At 70.5% G+C, this 19,285-nt stretch carries 15 protein-coding genes; 6 read left to right on the top strand and 9 right to left on the bottom strand.

Annotated features, from left to right (window positions below; genetic code table 11):
- Positions 1-110: 110 nt before the first annotated feature.
- From AB0I94_RS18420 to AB0I94_RS18400, 5 genes are all read left to right on the top strand, one after another.
- Positions 111-404, top strand: a complete 294-nt coding sequence (locus tag AB0I94_RS18420; protein WP_363310789.1) for a DUF503 domain-containing protein — start codon at positions 111-113, stop codon at positions 402-404.
- 32 nt (positions 405-436) lie between these two features.
- Positions 437-901, top strand: coding sequence for a 30S ribosome-binding factor RbfA (rbfA, locus tag AB0I94_RS18415; RefSeq protein WP_363310611.1), 465 nt, complete (start codon positions 437-439; stop codon positions 899-901).
- The gene (gene truB / locus AB0I94_RS18410) at positions 898-1,806 is read left to right on the top strand and encodes a tRNA pseudouridine(55) synthase TruB (RefSeq protein ID WP_363310610.1); all 909 of its coding nucleotides are present in this window, start codon (positions 898-900) and stop codon (positions 1,804-1,806) included. Before rbfA ends, truB begins: the two co-directional genes overlap by 4 nt.
- 283 nt (positions 1,807-2,089) lie before the next feature.
- On the top strand, positions 2,090-5,992 hold the full coding sequence (locus tag AB0I94_RS18405) for a trypsin-like peptidase domain-containing protein (protein WP_363310609.1): 3,903 nt from the start codon (positions 2,090-2,092) through the stop codon (positions 5,990-5,992).
- 123 nt (positions 5,993-6,115) lie between these two features.
- Positions 6,116-7,063 carry a bifunctional riboflavin kinase/FAD synthetase gene (locus tag AB0I94_RS18400; RefSeq protein ID WP_363310608.1) on the top strand — a complete coding sequence of 316 codons (948 nt, stop codon included), beginning with the start codon at positions 6,116-6,118 and terminating at the stop codon, positions 7,061-7,063.
- A gap of 24 nt (positions 7,064-7,087) precedes the next feature.
- Here AB0I94_RS18400 and AB0I94_RS18395 read toward each other — a convergent pair whose 3' ends face one another.
- Positions 7,088-7,288 (bottom strand): hypothetical protein, encoded by a 201-nt coding sequence (locus AB0I94_RS18395; protein WP_363310607.1) that lies wholly within the window; start codon positions 7,286-7,288, stop codon positions 7,088-7,090.
- Positions 7,289-7,537: 249 nt separating this feature from the next.
- Here AB0I94_RS18395 and AB0I94_RS18390 point away from each other — a divergent pair, with 249 nt between their 5' ends.
- Positions 7,538-7,762, top strand: coding sequence for a hypothetical protein (locus tag AB0I94_RS18390; RefSeq protein ID WP_363310803.1), 225 nt, complete (start codon positions 7,538-7,540; stop codon positions 7,760-7,762).
- Positions 7,763-7,846: 84 nt separating this feature from the next.
- Here the strand turns inward: AB0I94_RS18390 and AB0I94_RS18385 are convergent, their stop codons facing one another.
- The 8 genes from AB0I94_RS18385 to AB0I94_RS18350 all read right to left on the bottom strand — a co-directional run bounded on the left by AB0I94_RS18385 (position 7,847) and on the right by AB0I94_RS18350 (position 19,200).
- Positions 7,847-8,044 (bottom strand): hypothetical protein, encoded by a 198-nt coding sequence (locus AB0I94_RS18385; RefSeq protein WP_363310606.1) that lies wholly within the window; start codon positions 8,042-8,044, stop codon positions 7,847-7,849.
- 174 nt (positions 8,045-8,218) lie between these two features.
- Entirely contained in the window at positions 8,219-9,235 is a 1,017-nt protein-coding gene (locus tag AB0I94_RS18380) for an ABC transporter ATP-binding protein (RefSeq protein WP_363310605.1), read from the bottom strand.
- 35 nt (positions 9,236-9,270) lie between these two features.
- Positions 9,271-10,296, bottom strand: coding sequence for an ABC transporter ATP-binding protein (locus AB0I94_RS18375; RefSeq protein WP_363310604.1), 1,026 nt, complete (start codon positions 10,294-10,296; stop codon positions 9,271-9,273).
- 29 nt (positions 10,297-10,325) lie between these two features.
- On the bottom strand, positions 10,326-11,264 hold the full coding sequence (locus AB0I94_RS18370) for an ABC transporter permease (RefSeq protein WP_363310603.1): 939 nt from the start codon (positions 11,262-11,264) through the stop codon (positions 10,326-10,328).
- Positions 11,261-12,343 carry an ABC transporter permease gene (locus AB0I94_RS18365; protein WP_363310601.1) on the bottom strand — a complete coding sequence of 361 codons (1,083 nt, stop codon included), beginning with the start codon at positions 12,341-12,343 and terminating at the stop codon, positions 11,261-11,263. Before AB0I94_RS18365 ends, AB0I94_RS18370 begins: the two co-directional genes overlap by 4 nt.
- Positions 12,344-12,346: 3 nt before the next feature.
- Entirely contained in the window at positions 12,347-14,248 is a 1,902-nt protein-coding gene (locus AB0I94_RS18360) for an ABC transporter substrate-binding protein (RefSeq protein ID WP_363310600.1), read from the bottom strand.
- 639 nt (positions 14,249-14,887) lie between these two features.
- Positions 14,888-18,409 carry an SCO5717 family growth-regulating ATPase gene (locus AB0I94_RS18355; protein ID WP_363310599.1) on the bottom strand — a complete coding sequence of 1,174 codons (3,522 nt, stop codon included), beginning with the start codon at positions 18,407-18,409 and terminating at the stop codon, positions 14,888-14,890.
- Positions 18,410-18,867: 458 nt separating this feature from the next.
- Positions 18,868-19,200 carry a DUF397 domain-containing protein gene (locus AB0I94_RS18350; RefSeq protein ID WP_363310598.1) on the bottom strand — a complete coding sequence of 111 codons (333 nt, stop codon included), beginning with the start codon at positions 19,198-19,200 and terminating at the stop codon, positions 18,868-18,870.
- Positions 19,201-19,285: the final 85 nt, after the last annotated feature.

Genomic DNA, 19,285 nt, shown 5'->3' with positions numbered 1-19,285 from the left:
GGGGAGGTAAATCCCGTCGATCGGCCCCGGCCGTTCCGTGTACGGTTCTTGTGTCCCTGCCAAGTGGTTGGCGGGGCATGACCCCGAACCGGCGGGACATCCGGACACACATGTATGTGGGGACACTGTCCTTCGATCTGCTCCTCGGCGACGTTCACTCGCTGAAGGAGAAACGCTCCGTCGTCCGTCCGATCGTCGCCGAACTCCAGCGCAAGTACGCGGTGAGTGTGGCGGAGACCGGCAACCAAGACCTCCACCGCAGGGCCGAGATCGGCCTGGCGCTGGTCGCCGGGGAGACGGGGCACCTCACCGACGTACTGGACCGGTGCGAGCGCCTGGTCGCCGCCCGTCCCGAGGTGGAGCTGCTCTCCGTTCGACGCAGGCTCCACAGCGACGAAGACTGATTGCACAGCAAGGCGAAGAAGGAGACGGAGCAGTGGCCGACAACGCGCGGGCGAAAAGGCTGGCGGACCTCATTCGAGAGGTGGTTGCCAAGAAGCTGCAGCGCGGGATCAAGGACCCGCGGCTCGGTACGCATGTGACCATCACGGACACCCGGGTCACGGGTGACCTGCGGGAGGCGACCGTCTTCTACACGGTCTACGGGGACGACGAGGACCGCGCGGCGGCCGCCGCCGGTCTGGAGAGCGCCAAGGGCGTCCTGCGTTCCGCGGTCGGCCAGGCCGCGGGCGTGAAGTTCACCCCGAGCCTCGCCTTCGTGGCGGACGCGCTGCCGGACAACGCCAAGGCCATCGAGGACCTCCTCGACAGGGCCCGGCTTCAGGACGAGAAGGTGCGCGAGGTGTCCGCGGGCGCCGAGTTCGCCGGCGGGGCCGACCCGTACCGCAAGCCTGAGGACGACGAGTCCGACGAAGAAACGGACGGCGACGCCCGAGCATGAGCAACACCAGCAACAAGACGCCGGACGGCCTTGTCATCGTCGACAAGCCGTCCGGCTTCACTTCGCACGACGTGGTGGCCAAAATGCGCGGGATCGCCAAGACCCGCCGCGTCGGCCACGCGGGCACCCTCGACCCCATGGCGACGGGCGTTCTCGTCCTCGGGGTGGAGCGGGCGACCAAACTCCTCGGCCATCTCGCGCTGACGGAGAAGGAGTATCTGGGCACGATCCGCCTGGGCCAGAGCACGCTCACGGACGACGCCGAGGGCGAGCTCACCTCGTCCGCCGACGCGTCCAGGATCAAGCGGGACGCGATCGACGCGGGCATCGCCAAGCTCTCCGGCGACATCATGCAGGTGCCGTCGAAGGTGAGCGCCATCAAGATCGACGGCAAGCGGTCGTACGCGCGAGCGCGCGAGGGCGAGGACTTCGAGATCCCGGCCCGGCCGGTGAAGATCTCCGCGTTCACCGTGTACGACGTCAGGGACGCCGTCGCCGAAGACGGCACCCCCGTCCTCGACCTGGTCGTCTCCGTCGTCTGCTCGTCGGGGACGTACATCCGGGCCCTCGCCCGGGACCTGGGCGCGGACCTCGGGGTCGGCGGCCATCTGACGGCACTGCGCCGCACCCGCGTCGGGCCGTACAAGCTGGACGCGGCGAAGACCATCGACCAGCTCCAGGAGGAGCTGACGGTGATGCCGGTGGGCGACGCCGCCGCTGCCGCGTTCCCGCGCTGGGACGTGGACGAGCGGCGGGCGCGACTGCTGCTCAACGGCGTCCGGATCGAGATGCCGGGGGAGTACGCCGGTGTCGGCGCCGTCGCGGTCTTCGACCCGGACGGCCGGTTCCTGGTCCTGGCCGAGGAGCTGAAGGGCAAGGCCAAGAGCCTGGCCGTCTTCGCCTGAGCGGCGTCCTCGCCTGAGCCGTGTCTTCGCCTGAGCCGTGTCTTCCCGTACGCGGGATCTCCGTCGTGGAGCGGCGGACAGCTGTGCGCGTTGCCGCGCGCCGCTCCACGACGAAACCCCCCACCCCAAGATGTATCCACCGCGCCCTGCCGATTCACCCCATCGGGCAGGCGCTCGGAGTGAACCGAGGGGGCGGAAGGGGGCGCGTTCGCGACGCGTTCTGTCCCGCTGATCACCGCCGACCTACCGTCGAAAGGGACGGGGCGTCGCGGGAGGTTCGGGCATGGCGGGACAGGGGGACCCGACGGCGCTCGAAGGTGCCCTGGTGCGGATCTGTGATCTGGCCGGGCGCCCACGGGGGATGGGCTTCGCCGCCGACGACCACGGCACGGTGATCACCAGCCATGAAGCCGTCGACGGCCTGGCACGCCTCGTCCTGCACGCGGCGGGGGAGCGCGTCTGCGTGGTGACCGCGGACTCCGTGGTGGCCCTGCCCGAGGCCGACCTGGCCCTCGTCCGCACCGAAGGTCTCGAACTGCGGCCGCTGCCCGTCACGGCCCGCGCGAGTGTTCCCGTCGGCGCCTATGTACGTATCGTCGCGCGCGGCCGGCGCGAGGCGCGGGTCCTCGGTCTCGCACCGGTGACATACACGGCGACAGACCGCTTCCACCTTCTCGGCGCCGCCATGGAGCTGGCGATCGGCACGGACGGAGCCGACGCGCTGCGGCTCGGCGGCGGGGCGGCGGGCGGCCCGGTCGTCGACGCCTCCTCCGGAGCCGTGCTCGCCGTGCTCGGCACCGCGCTGCACGGCGAGCACCGCGCGGCGGGGTTCGCCGTGCCGCTGCGGCAGGCGGCCGCCGCCGACCCGGGCGGGCCGCTCGCCGAGCTGCTTGCGCGCAACGCGGCGACCGTCCCCGCGTACGGCTGCGATCTGAATCTGGCGGGCGCGCTGCACCTGGCCGCTACGTCGCTGGGCTCCGACGGGCCACGCCCCGCCCTCCTCGAACCGGTGGAACGTCCGGATACGGCAAGGGAGTTGGCCCGATTCGCGGCAGGGCCCGCGCAGGTGCTCGGCCTGGTCGGCGATCCCGGTACGGGCCGGACGACGGAACTCGCCTCCCTCGCCGCAAGCCGTGCGCGAGGCGCCGAACCGGCCCCCACGTTGTGGCTGCGCGGCGCCGATCTCCAGGGCACGGACAGGGGCGTGGGTGACGCGGTGGAGCGGGCGCTCGAACGGGCGGGACGGATCCTGGAGGCCTCCGAGGCATCGGAGTACTCGCTCGCCGAGGCGGACGACGGGCTCGGAGACATCTCCGCCGGGCGGGTCGCACGGCTCGTGCGGGACGAGGGGCGGGCGTTGCTGCTGCTGCTCGACGGCCCCGAGGAGATGCCGCCGGCTCTCGCGCACCGGCTCGCGGAGTGGAGCGGGGGGACGGCCGAGTTTCTGCGGGAGACGGGCGCGCGGCTCGTGGTGGCCTGCCGCGCGGAGTACTGGGAACAGGCTGGGGAGCACTTTCCCGCGGAGCTCCTGCCGGGGCGCGTGCGCCTGGGGGATCTGCCCGAGCGGCAGGCGCGGATCGCCCGCGTGCGGTACGGCATCCCGGACGGGGCGCTCGCCGCGGCCGACGCACGGCATCCCCTTGCCCTGCGGCTGCTCGCCGAGGTGCGGGCGGCTCTGCCGGAGGAGCCGCCGCCGGGCCGTCCGGACCGGGACGCGATCTTCGAGGCCTATCTGGATGTGCTGTGCCTGCGGGTGGCGGTGCGGCTGGCGGCGGCGAACGGCCTGCGCGGCACGGCCGTACGGCGCCTCGCGGCGAAGGTGTCCGGACAGGTGCACGAGGCTGCGCGGCGTTGCCTGGGGCCGGGCCAGGGGGAGTTGGACCGGGCGTCCTTCGAGGAGGTGTTCCCGTGGGGGACGGGCTGGGCCTCCGCGATCCTGACGGAGGGGCTGCTCGTCCCTGCCGGGGACGGTTACCGGTTCGCGCACGAGGAGCTCGCGGACTGGATCCAGGGGACGCACCTGGACGTGGACGGTGCCTTGTGGTCCCTGGTCTTCCGCCATGGGTCGGCCGGCCCGGGGGCCGAGGTCTCCCTGCCGGTGCCCCGGCACCGGATCGGCCCCGTGATCCAGGCGTTGCTCCTCCTGGGCCGACAGGGCGGGGCTGCTGAACTCGAGGCCAGGCTGAGGCAGTTGGCCAGGTTCGGGGAACTTCACGCATCGCCCACGGACCCACTCCCCGGCATCCAGGGCTGTGCCCACCCGTCCTATCCGTCCCACCAGTCAGGCTCGTCTCACCCGTCCTACCCTCCGGGCCGATTGCGCACAGCGGCGGGGACTGCGGGGGACGGTGAGGGCGAGACCGTTCCCGATGCGGGAAGGCGCTCCGCAAGGCTATGGGGCTCACCCCCGCTGGAACGGAGCCGAGCCCACGGGGAAGAGCCCGCCCAGGCCCCGCCACCGGGTGCCGGGGCGCGTCGGTGCGCGGGTGAGGTGCCCACACAAGGGGGTGCGGGCGACGGGCCTGCGCCGCCGGGTGCGGGTGCGCGTGGGGGTGTGAGTGGCGTGTTCGCAGCGTCGGGTGCTGGGTCACAAGGAGATGCGGGTGAGCTGCCTGCGCCGCCGGGTGCCGGGACACGTGGGGGCAGGGGTGGCGTGCCTGCCCCGCCGAGAGCCGGGTCACAAGGGGGCAGGGGTGAAGTGCCCGAAGCGTCGCGTGCCGCGGCACAAGGCGGCGCAAGTGACGTGCCCGCAGCCTCGGGTGCCGGGGGGCAGGAAGGTGCCCGGTGGTGGGCCGTTCATCTGTTGAGGGAGACGCTCTCGCGGGTGCCCGACGCGCGCCCCTACCGAGCCGTGCTCGAAGACCTCGCCCAGCAGGGCGAGCACCCCGCGGAGTTCTGGCTCGGCCTGCCCCTCGACGACGACGACCGCTTCGACCTGCTGCGGATGGCCGTGGTCCACGACCCCCCGCCCGGCACCCCGCAGGGGCGCTGCCTCGACGCCGTCGCCGAGCTCCTGGCCACCGCGCCCGCGACCGCGCGCCCGCAACTGACCCGCTGGTTCACCGACGAACGCCCTCTCGAAGCCACCCCGCACGCCACCGTCGCGTCCGCCGCCCAGGCACTCCTCCACACCCACCGCCACCGCGCCATCGACGACCTCACCGAGCTCCTGGTCGACTGCGCCCACCCCCGCGCCGACGAACTGCTCGTCGCGCTCGCGGAGGAGGAGCCGTCGGCCATCTGCCGGGCCGTCGACCGCTGGACCCGCGACACGCGCCCCGCCCGCCGGGTCGCCGCCGTCGCCTACGGCCTGCGTGCCGCCCCGCACGCCACCACGGACGCCGACCGCAGGCTCCTGCGGTACGCGGCCTTCGCCCTGCTCGCCCGCCCCGCCGACGAGTCCCTGCACGGCGCCGCCCTCGCTCTCCTCGTACGCGACCCGCAGACCCGCGCACGTCACTTGCAGCCCGCGCTGAAGCGCTTCACCGCCGGTGACCCACAGGTGCCCGCGAGCGCGCTCGTCGCCGCCCTCGACACCCACCCGGAGCAGGTACTCGCCGCTTTCCGGACCCGGCTGTACGGCCCCGGGCCCGCACCCGGTGACGTACTGCGCGCGCTGGCGGACGTGACGGCGCCCGTGCTCGCCCGGCGGGTGGCCGATCTCGTACGCGACGTGCTGGAGCTGCGCCCTGACCTCGCGGGACACGTGGCCGCCTATCTCGACGTGCGGTTCGAGCAGGGGCCCGGCGTCCGTGCCGTCCTGCTCCCGCTGGTCACGGGGCTTCTGCACAACCGCCCGCCGGCGGTACGCGCCGCGCTCGCCACGGCCCTCGCCGCCCCCGGGACCGACGCCTCGCAGGCCCTGCGCTGTGAACTCCTGGAAGTGCTGCTCACCCAGGAGCGGGAGCCCGAGGTCCTGGACGCGGTGCTCTGCGCGGTGGCGGTGGGCGACGACAAGGAACGGGTCCGCGAACTGGTGCACCGTACCGGCGGTCTGCTCGTCCGCACGCCGGAAGGCGCGACCTGCTTCGACCGGCGCCTGGTCGAGCTGGCCCGCTCCGTGCCGGGCTTCTCCACACAGGTCGCCCGGTGGATCTGCGCGGCCCCGCAGGACTGGTCCGCCCTCGTCGGTCCCAGCTCCCGCCGCATGATCGAGAACCTCGCCGGAGTACGTGTCCCGGCGTGACCCCCGCCACCCCCTCCGATGCGATCCGGATGGCGCGGGCATGGCAGTCTTAGACCTGCGCAATGGGCAATGGGACGTACACGCACGTACACACGTACACAGGTTCGGCGAGGAGCAAAGACAGTGCAGCGCTGGCGTGGCTTGGAGGACATCCCCCAGGACTGGGGGCGCAGCGTCGTCACCATCGGTTCCTACGACGGCGTACACCGCGGACACCAGCTGATCATCGGCCGCGCGGTGGAGCGCGCCCGTGAGCTCGGCGTGCCCGCCGTGGTCGTCACCTTCGACCCGCACCCCTCCGAGGTCGTGCGCCCCGGCAGCCACCCGCCGCTGCTCGCCCCGCACCACCGGCGCGCCGAACTCATGGCGGAACTCGGTGTGGACGCGCTCCTGATCCTGCCGTTCACCTCGGAGTTCTCGAAGCTGTCGCCCGCCGACTTCGTCGTGAAGGTCCTGGTCGACAAGTTGCACGCGCGCCTGGTCGTCGAGGGCCCCAACTTCCGCTTCGGCCACAAGGCCGCGGGCAACGTCGCCTTCCTGACCGAGCTCGGCGCCACGTACGACTACGAGGTCGATGTCATCGACCTGTTCGTGAGCGGGGAGGCCGGGGGCGGCGAGCCCTTCTCCTCCACCCTCACCCGGCGCCTGGTCGCCGAGGGGGACGTGCAGGGCGCGGCGGAGATCCTCGGCCGCCCGCATCGCGTCGAGGGCGTCGTCGTACGGGGCGCGCAGCGCGGGCGTGAACTGGGCTTCCCCACCGCCAACGTGGAGACGCTGCCGCACACCGCCATCCCAGCCGACGGCGTCTACGCCGGGTGGCTGCACGCCCAGGGCGAGGCGATGCCCGCGGCGATCTCCGTCGGGACGAACCCGCAGTTCGACGGGACGGAGCGGACCGTCGAGGCGTACGCGATCGACCGCGTCGGGCTCGATCTGTACGGGCTGCACGTGGCCGTGGACTTCCTCGCCTTCGTGCGCGGGCAGGCGAAGTTCGACTCGATCGACTCGCTGCTCGTCGCCATCGCGGACGACGTGAAGAAGTCCCGCGAGCTGATCGAGGCCGCCGAGTAGGTTTGCCGGCCCGGCCCTCCGCGCCTACAACAGGTGAGGAAGGGCGACGCTGTTGACCAGTGGCCCTTCGACGGTCACCCCTTCGGTGATCAGCGACTCGACGTGCGGCAGCGGTGAGGGGTTCGCCGCCGTGTGCTGTGCCGCCGACGCCGGAGCGGCGATCGCGGTGAGGGACACGGCGAGTGCGGCGAGCAGGGTGAAGGTACCGACGCGGCGATGGCGCATACGATCTCTGCTTTCTTCAGGTTCTTCAGGTTCTTCAGGTTCTTCCGGCTCTTTCGGTCTTCGGGTTCTTCCGGTGGCCGCAGAGCGGCTGACGTCGCCGAGTTAGCCCACACGGGCGACGAACGGGCCGCGGCGTCCGACGACCCGTTCGTATGATCGTCGGTGACTTCCTCGGCGTCGTGGGGGTTAGCCACGGAAGAAGTGGGACGCGACCGGCGGCCCGCACACGCACGGGCCAAGGAGGCTGCTGTGAACGGCAGTTGGATGCAGAGAACGTCCCGGTGGTTGCTGGTCGCGGCGATGGCGGCAGCGCCGTCCGCCCTGTGCTCCGGCGCGGCGCACGCGGACGAGACGCACAAGGACTCGCACAACGCCCCCAGGGTCGCGTTGATCAACACCGGGCAGATCGACGACCCGATGGAGGACGTGCTCGAGCACACCCTCAACTTCGGGGACGGATACAGGTGGGACTGACAGGCTGAACCGCTCGCGGTCGTTCCGTACTTGCGCGGGTCCCGGGCAGCCGCGCAAGTACGTCACGATGCGGAGGCGCTCAGGTCACGGTGCGAGGCACGCCGCCCCCGGCACCTCGGAGGGAAGGCCGGGGCTGGCCGGATCGACGAGCGAGGTGACGTCACCTGCCGCCTGCGCCACGCAGTCGACGGTCGCGACGGGGTCCGGGACGGCACTGGCGGGCACGGCCATGACCCCCAGGAGAGCGACGGCCCCGAGGATGACGGCGGCGGAACGGCGCATGGAAAGCTCCTTCACTTCGGTGGAGTTGACTACGGTCCGTGTGCGATCCGGACCTCTCTGTAACTCCCCAGCGTCCACACCCGATAGGCCCCGCGTCACCCGTACGTGGAAGAGGTAACGATCCGCCACGACGGCACCCCGCTCCTGCCCCGCCGTCCCGCTCCGTGGCCTCGGTCAAACGCCGGACGCGCCGACGTTGACCGCCGCCCAGTGACACGCCACCTGCGTCTCGCCGCCACCCGCAAGGACCGGCAGATCCTCCGTACGGCAACGGTCCGCCACGCCCGCACGCTCCGCCTCGCCCGAGGCGAGCACCTGGCAGCGCGCGTGGAAGCGGCAGCCGCCGGGGATGCGGGACGGGTCCGGCGGCTCGCCCGTGAGGACCACCGGATCGCCCGGGGCCTCCGGAAGCACCGACAACAGCGCCTGGGTGTACGGGTGCTGGGGTGAGGTCAGAACCTCCTCCACCGTCCCCGTCTCCACGATCCGGCCCAGGTACATCACCGCGACACGGTCGGCGATGTTCCACGCCAGGCCCAGGTCGTGCGTCACCACCAGCGCGGAGAGGCCGAGTTCGTCGCGGAGCCTGAGCAGCAGGGCCAGGATCTCACCGCGTACGGACGCGTCGAGCGAGGCCACCGGCTCGTCCGCGACGATCAGTTCGGGATCGAGCACCAGCGCGCCCGCGATGACGACACGCTGACGCTGGCCGCCCGACAGCTCGTGCGGATAGCGCAGGAAGAACCGCTCGGGCGGCCGGAGCCCGGCGCGGGACAGGGCGTCGGCGACCGTGGCCTGCTCGTCGCCGCCGTACCCGTGGATGCGCAGGCCCTCCGCCACGGCCTCGTACACCGTGTGGCGGGGATTCAGCGACCCGCTCGGGTCCTGGAGCACCAGTTGGACGCGCTTGCGATACGCCTTCAGGGCGCGGCCCGAGTAGTCGAGGGGCTTGCCGCCGAAGGTCACCTTGCCGGACGTGGGTGCCACCAGGCCGAGCAGCGAACGGGCCAGGGTCGTCTTGCCGCAGCCCGACTCGCCGACCAGGGCCACGATCTCGCCCGGCTTGATGTCGAGGTCGACGCCGTCCACGGCCCGTGCGGGCGGCGCGCCGCGGCGGCCGGGGAACGTGATGTGCAGGTCGCCCGCCGAAAGGAGCGGATCAGCGGACAGCGGGGTGTCGTCGGTGGTCATGCGTCGCTGCTCCTCGGTGCGTGTTTCGTCGGGGCTCACGGCGTACGCTCCGCCGTCGCCGGCGGGGATGTCGGCTGCGCCGGAAGCTGCGCGCCCGCGTGCACGCACGCCGCGCGGTGCCGGGGGCCCGCGTCCCGCAACGCCTGGTCCTCAGTGGTGCAGACATCGAGGGCGACCGGGCAGCGCGGGTGGAACGTACAGCCCGTGGGAAGCAAGGACGGGTCCGGCGGGTCACCGGGCAGCCCGCGCGGCGCGAAGCGGGACGCTGCGTCGCCGATGCGCGGGAAGGCCGCCGAGAGGGCCTTGCCGTAGGGGTGCCGGGCGTTCTCGTAGACCTCGGAGGCCGGGCCCTCCTCGACGACGCGGCCCGCGTACATCACCGCGAGCCGGTCGCAGGTGTCGGAGAGCACCGCGAGGTCATGGCTGATCATGATCAGGCCCAGGTCCTGCTCGGCCACCAACTGCTCGATGAGGCGCAGGATCTGAGCCTGGATCATCACGTCCAGGGCCGTGGTCGGCTCATCGGCGATGATCAGACGTGGATCGCAGGCCAGCGCCATGGCGATCATCACGCGCTGCCGCTGCCCGCCCGAAAGCTCGTGCGGGTACGCCTGCGCGCGGGCGGCAGGCAGCCCCACCTGCTCGAGGAGCTCACCGACCTTCTTCTCCGCCCCTGCCTGCGTCGCCTTCTTGTGCAGCAGGATCGGCTCGGCGATCTGGTCGCCGATGCGTTGCACCGCGTTGAGCGAGTGCATCGCGCCCTGGAAGACGATCGACGCCCCCGCCCAGCGGACCGCACGGACCTGGCCCCACTTCATGGTGAGGACGTCCTCGCCGTCGAGCAGGACCTCACCGGTCACCTTCGTCCCCGCAGGCAGCAGCCGCAGCAGCGCGAGCGCGAGCGTGGACTTGCCGCAGCCCGACTCGCCCGCGACGCCGAGCTTCTGACCCGCGTCGACCGAGAGGTTCACGCCGCGCACGGCGGCCGCCCCGGAGGCGTACGTCACTTCGAGATTTCTTACGTCGAGCAGGCGCGGTTCCGTCACGTTGGTCTCTGCCACCTTGGTCTGCGTCACCTTGTCCGAACCACTCACCGGGAGACCCCCAGCCTGGGGTTGAGCACGGACTCCACGGCGCGTCCGCACAGCGTGAACGCGAGGGCCACGACGGCGATCGCGAGTCCGGGCGGAGCGAGGTACCACCAGTTGCCCGCGCTGACCGCGCCCGCCTCGCGCGCGTCCTGGAGCAGCCCGCCCCAGGAGACGACGGTCGGATCGCCGAGGCCGAGGAAGGCGAGCGTGGCCTCGGTGAGGATGGCGTTCGAGATGACGAGGGTGGTCTGCGCGAGCACCAGCGGCATGACGTTGGGCAGGACATGCCGGCCCATGACGTGGCCGTGGCCGCCGCCCAGCGCCTGCGCGCGTTCGATGTACGGGCGTGACTCCACGGCCAGCGTCTGGGCGCGGACGAGCCGCGCGGTCGTCGGCCAGGTGGTCACGCCGATCGCCAGGATGATCGTCCAGATGGACTTGGACATCACCGAGGCCAGCGCGATGGCGAGCACCAGCGTCGGCATGACGAGGAACCAGTCGGTGACCCGCATGATGACGGTGGAGTACCAGCCCTTGAAGTGCCCCGCGGTGATCCCCACGACCGTGCCGATGGCCACCGAGAGCACCGCGGCGAGCAGCCCGACGGTGAGCGAGATCCGCGCGCCCCACACAAGCAGGCCGAGCAGATCACGTCCGAACTGGTCGGTGCCGAGGGGGAATTCGCCGCTCGGCGACTCCATCGGCTTGCCCGGCGCGTCGGTCACGCTCTGCGCGTCCGAGCCGACCAGGAGCGGTGCGAAGACGGCGACGAGTGCGATGACGACGAGTGCGGCGAGGCCGAAGAGACCGGCCCGGTGGGTGCGGTATTCGCGCCAGAAGCGGGCCACGGAGTGCCGCCTGCGGGTCCAGGCGAGCGCCCGGGGGCTCTTCACGACCGGGGCCTCGGGGACCTCGGGCTTCGTTGCTTCGGTCGTCATCGGCCCACCCTCGGGTCGAGCAGCGGATAGATCACGTCGGCCAGGGTGTTCATCAGGATCACCGCGGCGGCGAACACGAAGAACAGCCCCTGCACGAGGGGCAGGTCGGGCACGCTGAGCGCGGCATAGAAGAGCCCGCCGAGCCCCGGCCAGGAGAAGACGGTCTCGACGAGGATCGCGCCCGCCACCACCGTGCCGAGGTTCACGAACATCAGTGTGACGGTGGGGAGCATCGCGTTCGGGACGGCATGACGACGGCGTACGAGATCGTCCCGCAGCCCCTTGGCGCGAGCGGTGGTCAGATAGTCGCTCCCCATCTCGTCGAGCAGGGACGACCGCATGACGAGGAGCGTCTGCGCGTACCCCACCGCCACCAGGGTGATGACGGGGAGCACCATGTGGTGCGCGACGTCGAGGATGTACGCGATGCCGGTCTCGCCACCGGATTCGAGCCCGCCGGTCGGGAAGAGTCCGGGAATCGGACCGACCCCCACCGAGAAGGTGATGATGAGCAGAAGCCCGAGCCAGAAGGACGGCACGGAGTAGAGGGTGAGCGCCAGGCCGGTGTGGACACGGTCCCCGAGCCCGCCGTTGCGCCAGGCCGTGCGGGTGCCGAGCCAGATGCCGATGAGGGTGTAGAGCACGAACGCGGTGCCGGTGAGCAGGAGCGTCGCGGGCAGCGCGTCGGTGATCTTCTCCATCACCGGGGCGTGGAACTGGTAAGAGGTGCCGAAGTCGCCGGTCAGCGCGTTGCCGCAGTAGTCGAAGAACTGCGTCATGACCGGCTGGTCGAGGCCGAACTCCTTGCGCATCGCCGCCAGCTGCTCGGCCGACACGCGCTTTCCTCCTGTCATCTGCTTCACCGGGTCACCGGGGATGAGGCGGAACAGGAAGAAGCTGGTGACGAGGACGGCGAACAGCGAGACGGCGGCGCCGCCCACCTTGCCCGCCACGTACTGGAGATAGGCGCGGGTGTTACGGGCCCGGGGGCCGCGGGCCGACGGCCCGGCGTAAGCCGGATCGTCGGTCGCCGCGGCGCCCTCGGTGTCGAGGAGTGCGGGATTGCTGTCAGCGGTCATGCGTTACTCGCGGTCCTCTGCGGTCGAACGGCGGCGCAGGGCGAACAGGACTCCACCGCCGACGAGCACCACCGCGGCGGCGGCGATACCGATGATGACACCGGTCGAGCTTCCATCCTTGGAGGAACTCTTCCCATCCGCGGGCACCGCTGACCACCAGGACCAGTAACCGTCCTGGCCGTAGATGTTGCCCGCGGCCGTCGGCATGGTGGTGATGGACTTGATCTGGTCGGTGCGGTAGGCCTCGACGGCGTTCGGGTACGCCAGGATGTTCATGTACCCGGAGTCGTAGAGCCAGGACTGCATCTCCTTGACGGTCTGGGCGCGCTTGGCCGGGTCGTACTCGGCCAGCTGCTTGTCGTAGAGCTCGTCGTACTTCTTGTCGCAGATGAAGTTGTCGGTCGCGGCGCTCTCCTTGGCCTTCTTGGGCAGCGCGGCGCAGGAGTGGATGCCGAGGACGAAGTCCGGGTCGGGGTTGACCGACCAGCCGTCGAACGCGAGATCGTACTCACCCGCGTACCAGGGCACGGACACGTCATCGAGGCAGTTGACCTTGAGCCCGATGCCGAGATCCCCCCACCACTCCTTCAGGTACTTTCCGACGGCCTTGTCATTGGGGTCGGTGGCGTGACACAGGATGCGGAAGTCGAGCGGCTTCCCGTCCTTGCCGACGCGCTTGCCGTCGCCGTTCTTCTTGTAGCCCGCGTCGTCGAGGAGCTGGGCGGCTTTCTTGGGGTCGTACGACAGCTTCTGGTCGGCTGAGGGCTTCCACGCGTACTCGGAGAAGCGAGGCGGAATGTATCCCTCGCCCTCGACGGCCTGCCCTTGGAAGACCTTGTCGACCAGTGCCTCACGGTCCACGGAGAGGAAGAGCGCCTGGCGCACCTTCTTGTCCAGGAGCGCCGGATGGCCGTCACCGAACTTCTTGCCGTCCAGGGTCTTGGCGCCGGGGTTGGTGGCGATGGCGAAGAAGCGGCGCCCCGGCCCTTCGTTCACCTTGACGTTCTCGGTGCCCTTGAGCTCGTTGGCCTGAGCGGGCGTCAGCGCGGGCTGGCCGGCCACGAAGGAGACCTCGCCCTTCTTGAGCGCCGCGACGGCCGCGTCCTGGTCCTTGTACGTCTTGAAGACCAGCTCGTCGAACTTGGGCGCGCCGCGCCAGAAGTCCTTGTTGGCCTTCAGCTTCACGTACTGGTCGGTCTTGTAGTCGGTGAGGATGAAGGGCCCGTTGCCGACGACGGGGAAGTCCTTGTCGTTGTTGAACTTGGAGATGTCGTCGACCTTCTCCCAGACGTGCTTGGGAACGATCGGCACGTCGAGGGCGGCCATGGTCGCCTGCGGCTTCTTCAGCTCGATGACCAGCTTGGTGGGGCTGGGAGCCGTCACCTTCTTGAAGTTGGTGACGAAGTTGGAGTTCGACGTGGCGGTGCCCTCCTTGGACATCACCTTGTTGAACGTCCACGCGGCGTCCTCGGCGGTCGCCTTCTTGCCGTCCGACCACTTCGAGTCGTCCCGGATGGTGTAAGTCCAGGTCAACTTGTCGGCAGAGGGCTCCCACTTGGTGGCGAAGCCGGGGATCGCGTGGTTGTCCTTGGCGTCGTAGTTGGTGAGGTACTCGTACGTCAGGCGGTGGATGCTGGTGCTGAGCAGCCGCTGGGCGAGGAAGGGGCTGAGCGAGTCGACGCTCTGGGCCACCGCGACGGTGAGGGTCTTCTTGCCGTCAGCCTTGGCCTCGGCGTTGTCCGGGGCCGGGTCGAGGGGGGTGGCAAGGCCCGCGGTCAGGGCGAGGGCTCCGGCGCCGGCCGCCAGGAGGAGCCGGAGGCGTGCGGGTGCCTTCGGGGGTGCCTCCGGGGGCGCCTTGGTGGTGGGGTGAGACCGTGTTCTGCCGTGCTGATCTTGTGTGTCCATGGGTCGGTGACCTCGCGTCATCGCTCGCGCAGAGATGGCTAGTTGATCAAGGAACGCCAGCTGGTTGATGTGTGTGTCTACCAGCGCCAGTCTGCGTCAGTCAACGGCAGGTGAACCCCATGTGGCCTGCGGAAATAACGAGTTGACCCGGATTTCATCCGCATTGGTCAAGACCTGTGACGCGTGGCTGGTCGGGGGATGACGGTGGGGGGAGGGGCAGGTGAGGGCGGTCTGGGACGAGGGACTGATGCCGACCCGCCTGCCTGCCCCTGCGTTCGGCGTTCGGCGTTCCGGTGGGGCTGCGCGCCGGCCTGCTCACCGGCCTGTTTTCGGCCGGGTGTTCCTTGGTCGGGTGTTCGGTTGGGGTTGTGCGCTAGCCCGCCCCCCCAGGCGTCCGTCCTTGCTGGGGTGTTCGGCAGGGCTGTGCGCGGTAGCCCGCCCGCGCCCGCGCGTTCCGGCTGGGCTACGCGCTAACCCACCCACCCACCCTCCCGGTCCCTTCGGTGCTGGGGCGATGCTGCGGGGTAATCGGGTGGGTGGGCGGGAAAGTCTGTTCGTCAGCGGAGGCTACGGAGCCGGGACAACAAACTGGGCCCGCACCAGGGATTGGTGCGGGCCCAGTCGAGAAGGCAGCGGAGACTACTGCTGGGGCGCTTCCGGCGCCGGAGGCTGCGGCTGGTAGGGCGCACCAGGCTGGAACGGCTGTCCAGGCTGAACGGGCGGCGGCGGCGCCTGCCCATCCTGAGGCTGACCAGAAGGCACCTGCCCCGGCTGCGGCTGCCCCTGAGGCGCCTGGAACGGCTGCCCCGGCCCCGGAGCCGCAGGCGCCTGCGGCGGTGCGGCGTTCTGCCACCCCTGGGGAGCCCCCGGCTGGGGGTAGGGCTGCCCGCCGGGCTGCTGCTGATGCGGCTGCGGCTGAGGCTGCTGAGGAGCGTAAGGCTGCTGAGGTACCTGCCCGGGCTGAGGCACCTGCCCAGGCTGAGGCGCCTGCCCCGGATACGGCGCCTGCCCACCGTACGGCTGCTGCCCCGGCACGGGAGCCTGCTGACCAGGAACTTGCTGACCAGGAACCTGCTGCGCCTGACCGGGATAGGCCCCCTGGCCAGGCAGAGGCGGAGCCACGACCGGCGGCGGATTCCCGTCCGAAGTCCAGAGCCCCTGCTGCTGCTGAGCCCGCACAAAGTCCTCCGCGACCATCGCGGAGAGATTGAAGTACGCCTCCCGCACCTTGGGCCGCATCATGTCGAGATCGACTTCCGCACCAGCAGCAAGATGCTCATCGAACGGAATGACGACAACACCCCGGCACCGCGTCTCAAAGTGCGACACGATGTCATCAACCTTGATCATCTTCCCGGTCTCACGCACCCCCGAGATGACGGTGATGGAACGCGAAACAAGGTCGGCGTACCCATGCGCGGACAACCAGTCCAACGTCGTCGACGCGCTGCTGGCACCATCCACGGACGGCGTGGAGATGATGATCAGCTGATCAGCAAGGTCGAGAACCCCCCGCATGGCGCTGTAGAGCAGCCCCGTACCGGAGTCGGTCAGGATGATCGGATACTGCTTCCCGAGCACATCGATCGCGCGCCGGTAGTCCTCGTCATTGAAGGTGGTCGACACGGCCGGATCGACGTCATTGGCGATGATCTCGAGCCCGGACGCGGCCTGCGAGGTGAAGCGCCGGATGTCCATGTACGAGTTGAGGTACGGGATCGCCTGCACGAGGTCACGGATGGTGGCCCCGGTCTCGCGGCGCACGCGGCGCCCGAGCGTACCGGCATCGGGGTTGGCGTCGATGGCAAGGATCTTGTCCTGCCGCTCGGTGGCAAGAGTCGAGCCGAGCGCGGTGGTGGTCGTGGTCTTGCCGACACCACCCTTCAAACTGATGACGGCGATGCGATAGCAGGACAGCACCGGAGTCCGGATCAGCTCCAACTTCCGCTGCCGCTCGGCCTCTTCCTTCTTGCCGCCGATCTTGAACCGGGACCCACCGGCAACGGGCCGACTGCTCTTGGCCTTGGGCTTGTTGTTGCGCAACAACCGGTCGGAGGAAAGCTCGACGGCGGCGGTGTACCCGAGGGGCGCCCCGGGATTGGTCCGCTCACGCTGATCATGCTGCACAGGCTGCGGCCATGCGGCACCGGTACGGGGATCGACGGGCGGCTGCGGCTGAGCCGGAGGCTGGGCTTGCGGCTGCGGCTGAGCCTGGGGTTGCTGCTGGGCCGGAAGCGGCTGCGGCTGTTGCTGCTGCGGCTGTACGGGAGCAGAGGACTGCGGCATGGCCTGCGGCGCCGGCTGCTGCTGCGCAACGGCGGGCGGAAGCGGCTGCTGGGCCTGAGGCGCGGGCGGTTGAGGGAAGCCGTAACTTCCCTGGGGCGCCTGGGCGTTGGGGTCGGCCGGAGCGGGCGCACCCTGCTGGGGGAACCCATAACCGCTCGGCGGCAAGGGAGCGCCCCCTTGCTGTGGGAAGCCGTAACTGCCCTGCTGCGAAGGCGCGACGGGAGCAGGCGCCTGAGGACCGGCCTGCGGGAACCCATACCCGGCGGGCGGAACAGGCGCTTCGGGTGCCGGTGCCGGTGCCGGAGTTGGAGCCGGAGCAGGCGTCACAGGAGCCGGAGCCGGAGCCGGAGTCGGGGCGGGAGCTTGGGCGGGCGCACCGGCCTGCGGGAACCCGTACCCACTCGGCGGCGGCGCCGGAGCATCGGCAACGGGCGAGGGAGCCACGGGCCCGGTGGGCGAGGGCCACGCCGGAGGCGCGGGCTGCTGCGGAGCCTGCGGCTGGACAGGAGCAGGAGCAGGAGCCGGGGCCTGCGCGGCCTGAGGCTGCGCCTGCACGGGTTCGGCGGCCTGTGCTGGTGCCGGTGCAGACTCGGCGGGAGGCGTCACGGCCTGGGAAGGCGCGGGCCACTGCGGCGCAGACGTGGGCGCGGCGGGCTGGAAGGCGGGCGGCAGCGGCGGAAGCCCACCGTGCGGCGCGGGCGGCGGAGTCCAGGAGGGCGGCACGGAGTCCTGGACGTCATCGGCGGGCGCGGCAGGCACGGCGTCCTGCGGAACGGCATCACGGACGCCATCGGCACCGTCAGCACCAGCGACGGAGTCCTCGACATCATCAGCCGAGGCGGAATCACCCTCGCCCGAGTCGGGCTCTCCACCAGCCTCACCAGAAGGCGGCGCGTCATCGTCGTGGCTGTCACCGACGGAGAGGCCGGCTGCCGCGAGAAGAGACGACTCAGGCCGCTCATCATCAAGCCCAAGGTCACCCTCGTCCGACGCATCCGCATCCGCATCCGCATCCGAGGCTTCCGCAGACTCTGAGGAGAGGAGATCAACCTCTTCGCCCTCGCCCTGGCCCTCGCCCTCGCCCTGGCCCTCGCCCTTGACCTCGTCATCGGCATCGTCCTGCGGAGCCTCCGCGGCGGCCCGCTCCTCGATCTCCCGCTTCAGGGCGGCAGAGGAGAACCGCATGGTGGCGCCACTCTCCAGATCGCCACTGTCATCGGCGAAAGGCTCGACGCCGGCAGGAGGCGCGGCGACAGGCTCAGCCTCCGGCTCTGCCTCAGCTTCCGGCTCTGAAGCAACCTCAGGCTTAGGCACAACGCCGGTCACATGCACAGAGGAGGCGACACCGGCAACGGCACCACTCCAGTCGGCAGCGCCCCCCGAAGGCGAACCAGCCTCAGGATCAGGGTCAGAGGAAGAGGAAGCCGGACCCGGCGCGGCGGGCGTGGGCGCCGACGCGGAGGACTCAGGCTCAGGTGCAGACGCAATCGGCGGGACCGGCGCAACCGGCGCAGCCCAATCCGCCCGAGGCTGAAACCCGCCTCCCACCGGCAGCTTCGGCACAGCAGTGGGCTGCGCTACCGGCGGAGCCGGAGGCTCAGGAGCGACGGGAGGAGCGGCGGGCTCAGCAGAAGCCGCAGGCGGAGAAGCGGGCGAAGAGACCGGCGGCGATGCGGGCGCGGCAGCCGAAGCCGAAGCCGAAGCCGAAGCCGAAGGAGTCTCCCCAGCACTACCGGACGCATTCTGCGTATACCAGGCAGGCGGGGCGTAGTCGATGGTGAACTCGCCCGTCGTCTCGGCAGCGGACTCCGCGTCGGACTGATCATCGACGGGTGTGTCCCAGCCCCCGCGGATCTCGTCCCGATCGCTGTTCACAATGCCTCCTGGTGTGGTCGAGCACCCTCGTGCCGTGGTGGGGGGCGACCGTTCCTGTCGTCCGATCCGCCTTGGCTCTCCCCGTGATGGACGCGAACCACCCACTCGCGGGTTCTGGCGACGCGCCCAGTCCCAGCCTAATCACCAAAAGCACCAGCACGGCAGGGCAGCCCACCCCACGAATCCTGTCCTTTGTGTTACTCCGCACCCTCAAGCTCCGCACACTCGCGAAACAGCATGGCCAAATCACCGCAACAAGCGACAAGAATCCGCAAATTGGAGAGCTGGGGGAGCAGTGTGCTCGGTCGCGAGAGAAGGGGTGGCTGGAAGCTTTCGCGGTCCAGCCACCCCTGTGACTCCTGGCCGGCCCTGCGACGCTCGACGTATCCGACAGCATCGACGCTGACGGTGGCTGCACGAGCGACCGCCGCGGGGTCACCCGAGTGGCGACACCCGGCTCACTCCGTGGCTCCGGGGGCGGGGGCCGCGTTCGTGTCGTCCGCAGGGACCCCGCCGTTGTGAGGCGCCGGCTCCAGGTCGAACTCGCCGTCTCGTGCGCCGAGCACGAAAGCGGTCCACTCCGCTTCGGTGTAGCGAAGTACGGTTTCGGGGTTGAGCGACGACCGCATCGCGACTGCGCCCTGCGGAAGGTAGGCGATCTCGACCCGCTCCTGCGCCTCTTCCGTGCCGGGCGCGCTGTGCCATTCGACGCCGGAGATGTCGAGGGCATAAAGCTCGTCCTTCTCGCGCTCTTTGCGAGCCTTGACGTCCTCGTCCTGTGCCTCGGCCATGGTGAGACAACCCCTTCCCCGCGCGCGAACCAACCGTTGGCTCAGCCTACTTGGAGGCGCATACGCACGCAGCGCAATGAGTCGG

It is taken from the genome of Streptomyces sp. NPDC050147 (assembly GCF_040660195.1).
Lineage (GTDB): Bacteria > Actinomycetota > Actinomycetes > Streptomycetales > Streptomycetaceae > Streptomyces.
The sequence above is the reverse complement of the archived record's forward strand: the minus strand, read 5'-3'. Positions and strand labels throughout refer to the sequence as shown.

Bases quoted from the DNA above. Each gene is read 5' to 3' on its own strand.
- AB0I94_RS18395 (WP_363310607.1), bottom strand. From the start codon at position 7,288: ATGCGCCATCGCCGCGTCGGTACCTTCACCCTGCTCGCCGCACTCGCC.
- truB (WP_363310610.1), top strand. From the start codon at position 898: ATGAGCAACACCAGCAACAAGACGCCGGACGGCCTTGTCATCGTCGAC.
- AB0I94_RS18420 (WP_363310789.1), top strand. From the start codon at position 111: ATGTATGTGGGGACACTGTCCTTCGATCTGCTCCTCGGCGACGTTCAC.
- AB0I94_RS18365 (WP_363310601.1), bottom strand. From the start codon at position 12,343: ATGACCGCTGACAGCAATCCCGCACTCCTCGACACCGAGGGCGCCGCG.
- AB0I94_RS18405 (WP_363310609.1), top strand. From the start codon at position 2,090: ATGGCGGGACAGGGGGACCCGACGGCGCTCGAAGGTGCCCTGGTGCGG.
- AB0I94_RS18380 (WP_363310605.1), bottom strand. From the start codon at position 9,235: ATGACCACCGACGACACCCCGCTGTCCGCTGATCCGCTCCTTTCGGCG.
- AB0I94_RS18360 (WP_363310600.1), bottom strand. From the start codon at position 14,248: ATGGACACACAAGATCAGCACGGCAGAACACGGTCTCACCCCACCACC.
- AB0I94_RS18370 (WP_363310603.1), bottom strand. From the start codon at position 11,264: ATGACGACCGAAGCAACGAAGCCCGAGGTCCCCGAGGCCCCGGTCGTG.
- AB0I94_RS18385 (WP_363310606.1), bottom strand. From the start codon at position 8,044: ATGCGCCGTTCCGCCGCCGTCATCCTCGGGGCCGTCGCTCTCCTGGGG.
- AB0I94_RS18350 (WP_363310598.1), bottom strand. From the start codon at position 19,200: ATGGCCGAGGCACAGGACGAGGACGTCAAGGCTCGCAAAGAGCGCGAG.